Here is a 6,673-nt window from a genome sequence, read left to right as displayed (position 1 = left end):
CTGGATGTCTGCCCCACAAAAGTTTAGCTGACTGTCAGGGACAGACGAATTTTCGATTACTTTGATTATACCCTGCTAGGGGGAGTATGTCAATAACTAGCTAGGTATATCAAGGGCTTGGGGTAGATATTCGGCACATTTCTTCGGTCGGTGCGGGAAGCACCGGGAGAGGTGTGCTTTTTTGGTACGCAAAAATACAGGTCATCAGTTTATTTGCTGGTGAAGTGTATTGTGATGCTGTTGCCAATAGAATATAAGCCTACAAGCGAAAACGCCCTGACCCTACGTGATCAGGGGAGGCAAGCCGTAGTGGGTCGAGGTGCGTGAGAGCCGCAAATCACGAGATAAAACAACGGGACCGCGAGAGCGGTATGATGCGTTAAAGGCTGGGAAGCAATCCAGATGCGCGGGGGCGAGTGTGGCCTCGTCCCCGCTGATGCCGCGGGTTCATCACCGCGGCTAAACCGTCCTGTGATGCCCGGTGATGCGGGCAGATGAGGCAGACTTAACCCAAGCGTGAGGCGTGGTAACGGCAGACCTGGGCACGTTCGCAGTATGCGACGAGGGATTAAGAGGCGACGAAGAAACGATGCGACTGACCGACGGCCGCTCATATATTGAAGCCCTGCAACCTTTTAGAGTGCATATTTTTTATATGTACTCCACAAAGGGCAGGGCTTCCTCTGCTTTCCTCCGCTCCTTCCCTCAAACCGCTATCATATCTCAGCAAGGCAGGCAAGTACTTTCAATGGTAACTTAGAGGAAGCCCGTGAGGGTGGTGGTGGGCGGGCGAAATTTTTGTTATTGTCATGGCATAATGCTACGGCAGGGCTTTTACTATTTTAGGAATAAGGTATACCAGTCCAGTTATTAAGGGTGTCGATAGATGATAGATGTGTGTTGCTGAATGGTCGTTGCTTATTGTAGTATGTCAGTTTACTGTTAAAAGACAATTTCATTAGTAAAATGTAAAGATTTGGGGATGGTGCGGAAAAGTGGCGAGATAGAATTGGGGATAGCGCTTTTATTAGAATATTTGTTTCTATACTTGTTATTGAAGTTGTATTGAAGTTATGTTGAAGTAGTTCAATGAAACGAGGTTGTATCATATGACATTGATGATGGAATTGAAACAACAACGCCGCGAGGGACAGGAAGAAGAACGCAGGGATATTGCAATACGCATGATAAAGGCTGGGAAACTTAGTTTAGAAGAGATGGCAGAGTATCTTGCATTACCTCTGAAAAGTGTGATGGAGATTAAGAAGTCGATTTCGTGATCAGGCAACTCATAAATAAGGTTCGTTTATATACTTAGTGAAGTAATATAAACGAACCTTATTTTATTTCTTTTAGTGTATCCAAATAAGCTAATTTTAACGTAAGGCTGAGCTTATATAAGAGTTTTAGAAGGTTCTAGGTTACGCAACTACGTTATAGTATGGTAAAGGCCTTAATCCCTAAATTTGTTGGTCACAACAAATTTTTTATAAAAAGATATTGACAATAAAGTATGGTTACTGTAATATAATAGACAAGAAAAAGATATGGACAACAAAATATTTGTTAAGTTATTGGTCACAGCAAATAGGGGGCTTTGTAATGGAAAAGAATAACAATGAACTGTACATGAAGGCTGAATGGGATGGGCGTAATCTTCTGCGTGGTAAGAAAGATGATGACTTGTTGGGCTTGGTTAGTCTGGCAATGTCTGCTTACATTGTGCGCAAGAATGATGTGTATGATAAGTATGATTTACAAAAAGAGATTGAACAGTATTTTGACGATTATGAGCTAAAAGGGCATTTTTTCAGTTTTATTGGTGAATATTGGGAAGAAATCGTCACCTATAGTCATATGGCAGGCTTGAAGGAGTTGAAATCAGTTGCCTTATCTAGTAAGGAATTAAAAAGGGACAGAGCTAATTTTGAGACAGCTGATTCAATTACAAAACTTGCTGATAATTTAATGGATATACAATCAGGTGATATTGTTTTGGATAACTGTGCTGGCGTAATGAACTTTGTTATGCATAGTATGCAGAAACATGATGATGTTACCTATCATTGTAATGAGATAAACACTAATTGCATTATAATTAGCAAAATACGCTCTTGGATGCTAGATAATAGAATTGAAATTCATCAGGGGAATGCTATTACACAGTCATTACATGAATTAGGGGCTAACAAAGTTTTTTCTGACTTTCCTTGGGGGTTGAGAGATGAACGCTTAATTGATTATGTGCGTCATGATATAAAATATGCGCCATACTTCAATTCTTTTCCAAAAACAAAGATTCTGGATTGGGCGTTTGTTTTGGCTTCTATATTCAGTAGAAGAGATGATGGTGTGTCTGTTGTAGTGGTACCTACATCTATGCTTTCAAGAACTATGCGCAGTGAAGAGGAAATCCGCGAAATCATATGCAAGAAAGGTTATATTAAAGCTGTGATTTCTTTGCCAGCTAAAATTTATGCAAAAACCAATATAGCTGTCAGCATTTTAGTCCTTGAAAATAATAGCAATTCTGTACGTATGATTGATGCGACAGGGTTGGGAAAATTAGTAAAAAATGAAATGGTTCTGTCTAGTGATGATATTGATATGATTGTCAATGGAATGGAACATGATTCTGAAATTAGTATTTTGGTTTCTACTGAACGTCTTCAGCAGAATGATTACAGCTGGGATCCTGTCAGATATCTTGGTACACCTGCGCAGGAAGTAAAAAATGGTGTAAAGCTGAAAGATTTAGCTGTATTTGGCAGAGGAAAGACGATACCTCGTACAACGCTGGAAGAGTTGATGAGTAATACCCCGACAGATACCCAGTATTTAAATTTACAAAATATCACGGATAATCAGGTGGATAGGGAACTTACAAGTCTGAAATCATATGACAAACAGTATGATAATGCCTTGGTACATACAGGAGACTTGCTGATTTCTCGTACAGCGCCGTTCAAGGTAGCAGTTATGCCAGAGATTGATAATCGTAAAGTCATAGCTAATGGAAACTTTTATGTATTAACACTTGATAAAAAACAAGTTAATCCTATTTATGTAATGTTACATCTCAGAAGTGCGCAGGGGCAGCAGCAACTTAATTTTGTTGCACATGGCACAGCATTGGTTAGCATATCTGCAAAGGATTTGGAAGCCGTAGAAATACCGATGGTATCTAAGGAGCAGCAAGATATTATAGCTTCCAGATACGAAGCTTTGCTAGATGAGCTAGATATTGTAAAGAGGCAGGAGACGCTGATTTATAACAAAATTGATGCACTAATGGAAGGTGGGGAATAAGTTGGATATTTCGGCAGAACGCTTAAAAGACTTAATTGTTGAGGTCGATACCCAGATGCATCAGAATATAAGAACTGCATGGAAAGAACATCGTCTTAATGATTTCCTCAAATCCATTGGTATGGAGGAGCTAATTCCAAAAGAAGTAGCCACTTTCTGGGAAGATTCTATCAAAAATGGTAAGATAATTATTTTTGGTGAATTACGAATCAAGGAACGCGAAATAATGGCTTGTATGAAAAATGAAAATATCTCAAAAGACCGAGTAGAGATTCATTTGGGATATGATGAACTTAAGCGTTACAATTTTGAAAGATTGCGGTACAATAATAATTATAGATTGATTCTATTTGGAGCGGTGCCGCATTCCGTTAAGGATAAGGGGGAATATTCCAGTATTATAGCTAGGATGGAGCAAACAGATGGCTATACAAAAGTTATCCGTTTGTGTAGTAACGAACAGCTAAAAATTACAAAGTCAAATTTGAAAAAAATAATTCATAATGAAATTGCCAGCGGTTATTTGGCTGCTTGATAATATGAGCATTAATATGAGAGGTGTTTTTGTTGGATAATAAGAAAGAACAGGAACGGGCAGAATTACATCGCACTATTTGGCAGATTGCCAATGACTTACGCGGAAGTGTTGATGGCTGGGACTTTAAGCAATATGTTTTGGGGATGCTCTTTTACCGGTATATATCAGAGAACCTGACAAACTATGTAAATCAGAACGAGTGGGCTGCAATTCGAGAGGAAATGTCAGGAGAGTCGGAAGATGCTATTAAGGCAGAGTGTGAAGCCTTTGACTACGCGAAGCTTTCTGATAAGGATGCAGCCAGCGAAAGGGAAAATCTTATCAAGGAGAAAGGGTACTACATTGCGCCAAGTGAACTATTTGCAAATGTTCATGCTAGGGCTGAAAAGGATTCTGACCTCAATGAAACGTTGGCGGGAGTATTTACACATATTGTTGAGTCTGCACAAGGGACGGACAGTCAAGGCGATTTGGATGGTTTGTTTGACGATGTAGACGTTAATAGCAACAAATTGGGGGCAACGGTCGAAGAACGCAACGAAAAGCTCTGTAAGCTGCTGGATGGCATAGGTGGTATGAATCTAGGCAATATGCAGGACAATACCATTGATGCTTTCGGTGATGCATATGAGTACCTGATGGGGATGTATGCATCTAATGCAGGGAAAAGTGGTGGCGAATACTATACGCCACAAGAAGTTTCAGAACTTCTGACGCGATTGACTATCATAGGTAAAACCGATGTCAATAAAGTTTATGACCCGGCTTGCGGGTCAGGCTCACTTTTGCTGAAGTTCGCCAAGATTCTCGGAAAAGAGCATGTTCGGAATGGTTTCTTCGGGCAGGAGGTCAATATTACGACCTATAATCTTTGCCGTATCAATATGTTCCTGCATGATATTGATTTCGATAAGTTTGACATAGCAAGAGGTGATACGCTGATAGACCCGCAGCATTGGGATGATGAGCCATTCGAGGCTATCGTTTCAAATCCTCCATATTCTATCAAGTGGGCTGGTAAGAATGACCCTGTGCTTATCAATGATCCAAGATTCTCTCCTGCTGGTGTTCTTGCTCCACCATCAAAGGCAGACATGGCATTTATTATGCATTCTCTTTCTTGGCTGGCCTCGAACGGTACAGCTGCTATTGTATGTTTTCCTGGCGTAATGTATCGTAGTGGTGCTGAGCAGAAAATCCGCAAATATCTTGTAGATAATAATTTCATTGATGGTGTCATTCAGTTGCCGGATAATCTCTTCTTTGGCACTACTATAGCAACGTGTATTCTTGTCCTTAAGAAATCAAAGGTAGATAATACCACTGTATTTTATGATGCTTCAAGTGAATATATTAAGGTTACAAACAATAATAAACTCACACAGGAGAATATAAATCGTATTCTGCAATGCTACACGGAACGTAAAGATATTACGCATGTTATGAAAGTAGTTAAGCCTACAGAGATTTCTGCCGAAAATTACAACCTTTCTGTATCAACATATGTTGAACCGGAAGAGAATAGCGAAAGTATTGACATTGATACACTTAATGCAGAAATTAAAGACATAGTAGCGTGTGAAGAAAAATTGCGAAAGGCCATTGATAAAATTGTGGCAGAAATCGAGGGTGAGCATGAATAAGATTGAAGAATTATTGATGCGCAAGTGTCCTAATGGAGTAGAATACAAGACAGTAGGAGAAATCGCGACAAATATTTTTCGTGGTTCAGGAATTAAACGAGATGAAGTAACTGAATCGGGAACACCATGCGTGCGATATGGTGAGATTTATACAACGTATGACATTAGCTTTGATTCGTGTATATCTCATGTAGATGAAGATAGGATAACATCTCCTAAGTATTTTGGCTATGGAGATATTCTATTCGCTATTACAGGTGAAAGTGTCGAAGATATAGCGAAATCTTGTGCTTATATTGGAAATGAAAAGTGCATAGCAGGTGGTGATATTGTTGTAGTGCAACATAATCAAAACCCAAAGTTTCTTTCTTATGTTTTATCCACACAAGATGTAAGGAAACAGAAAAGTCGTGGGAAGATAAAAAGTAAAGTTGTTCATGCAAGTGTTCAGTCGATAAAAGACCTTATTATTCCAATTCCTCCACTAGATATTCAAGCAGAGGTTGTTCGCATTCTTGATGAGTTTTATAAAGCGTTGAATCAGATTGATGAGAAGTTGCAGGAAGAAATAATGGTGCGACAACAGCAGTTTGAATTTTATCAGGAAAAACTTTCAAATTCGTTTAGAGATGTAGCAACGATTCTTTTATCTGAAATTGCTGATATAGGGACAGGTAGCAGTAATACAAATGAAGAATTGGATAGTGGTGATTATCCTTTTTTTGTACGTTCGCAAGAAGTAAGAAGAAAAAATGAATATGAGTTTGATGAAACGGCAATTATAACCTCAGGCGATGGCGTTGGCGTAGGAAAAATTTTTCACTATGTAGAGGGGAAATATGCTCTTCACCAACGTGCTTATAGAATTCATATACATGATAATCGGATATCTCCAAAATTTTTCTATCAATATATGAAAGCAACTTTTTTACCATATATACAAAAAAATGCATTTAATTCTTCAGTTACATCAATTAGAAGACCTATGCTTAACAATTTTCCTGTTCCGATGGTGTCATTAGATTCTCAAGAAAAATTTATATCGTTAATGACTAATTTGGAATCTAACACAAATAATTTAATTAACAAAATCGAGAAAGAACGTATAGCTCGTCATCAGCAATACGAGTATTATCGTGATCGATTACTGACATTTCCTAAGCAGAAATGAGCCGTAAGGAGC

At 38.9% G+C, this 6,673-nt stretch carries 5 protein-coding genes; all 5 read left to right on the top strand.

Annotated elements, in window-relative coordinates; all coding sequences use genetic code 11:
- The first annotated feature begins 1,109 nt into the window (after positions 1–1,109).
- The 5 genes from FZ040_RS14060 (at position 1,110) to FZ040_RS13215 (ending at position 6,661) form a co-directional block, all read left to right on the top strand.
- Complete coding sequence (locus FZ040_RS14060) at positions 1,110–1,280, top strand: hypothetical protein (protein WP_187620356.1); 171 nt, start codon at positions 1,110–1,112, stop codon at positions 1,278–1,280.
- A 322-nt stretch (positions 1,281–1,602) separates the two neighbouring features.
- Positions 1,603–3,309, top strand: a complete 1,707-nt coding sequence (locus FZ040_RS13230; RefSeq protein WP_149172436.1) for an N-6 DNA methylase — start codon at positions 1,603–1,605, stop codon at positions 3,307–3,309.
- 1 nt (position 3,310) lies between these two features.
- The gene (locus FZ040_RS13225; RefSeq protein ID WP_149172435.1) at positions 3,311–3,844 is read left to right on the top strand and encodes a hypothetical protein; all 534 of its coding nucleotides are present in this window, start codon (positions 3,311–3,313) and stop codon (positions 3,842–3,844) included.
- 32 nt (positions 3,845–3,876) lie between these two features.
- Entirely contained in the window at positions 3,877–5,490 is a 1,614-nt protein-coding gene (locus tag FZ040_RS13220; RefSeq protein WP_187620355.1) for a type I restriction-modification system subunit M, read from the top strand.
- Positions 5,483–6,661: a restriction endonuclease subunit S gene (locus tag FZ040_RS13215; protein WP_149172433.1), complete on the top strand. Its 1,179-nt coding sequence runs from the start codon at positions 5,483–5,485 to the stop codon at positions 6,659–6,661. Before FZ040_RS13220 ends, FZ040_RS13215 begins: the two co-directional genes overlap by 8 nt.
- Positions 6,662–6,673: the final 12 nt, after the last annotated feature.

Source organism: Pseudoselenomonas ruminis (genome assembly GCF_008271295.1).
Lineage (GTDB): Bacteria > Bacillota > Negativicutes > Selenomonadales > Selenomonadaceae > Selenomonas_A > Selenomonas_A ruminis.
The sequence above is the reverse complement of the archived record's forward strand: the minus strand, read 5'-3'. Positions and strand labels throughout refer to the sequence as shown.